Source organism: Candidatus Pelagibacter communis, from assembly GCF_001180185.1.
GTDB lineage: Bacteria > Pseudomonadota > Alphaproteobacteria > Pelagibacterales > Pelagibacteraceae > Pelagibacter > Pelagibacter ubique_F.
In genome coordinates this window covers 1-620 of record NZ_CVSS01000055.1, presented here as the reverse complement: position 1 = coordinate 620, position 620 = coordinate 1, and the positions used below count along the sequence as shown (strand labels likewise).

2 pseudogenes are annotated in these 620 nt (G+C 25.0%); both read right to left on the bottom strand.

Annotated elements, in window-relative coordinates:
• Nucleotides 1–55 precede the first annotated feature (55 nt).
• A pseudogene (locus AMN95_RS05750) lies at nucleotides 56–187 on the bottom strand (hypothetical protein); the annotation flags it as partial.
• A gap of 95 nt (nucleotides 188–282) precedes the next feature.
• Nucleotides 283–620: pseudogene (locus AMN95_RS05245) on the bottom strand (hypothetical protein); the annotation flags it as partial.

The following is a 620-nucleotide window of genomic DNA, read 5'->3' as shown; positions in this document are numbered from 1 at the left end:
ATCTTTTTTAAATTTATAAGATAAAATATAAATGTAAAAATTTTATAAACAACTACTCATAAACCATGTGATGCAGCCCAGTCCCGTCATCTGTATCACCAATATACATACCTGGTCTTTTTCTTACTGCCTCGAGACCTTTAAGAACTTTTATGGAGTCTGCTTCATATGTTGTGTTATGTTTCATGTATAATTTTTTTATGAGTACAAATTTATAAAATTTTTACATTTATATTTTATCTTATAAATTTAAAAAAGATATAATTATAATTGCTGAATAAATTAGTTATTGTGATTTAAATTTAAAACTTTAATTAAGTAATTTTTATATCTTCTGTACGTTCTTTTTTGTCTATTAATAAATCTTAAAAAAACATTTCTTTTTAAGTCTCTTTTTGCAATAATTGGATAATTATTTAAATGATGCCAAATACGATTTTGGCCGTCCTCTGCCCACTCACACTCAGAGGCTGAAATTTTATAAAAGTCGTTTTTTTTTGATATAATTGAAAAAACACTTTGATCCCAACGATTTTCTATAAAATTCTTATCCTCAATTTTTTTTGACAGAGATCCGTCAATTAATTCTGTTTCGAGCATAACATTTAACCAATCTTTAA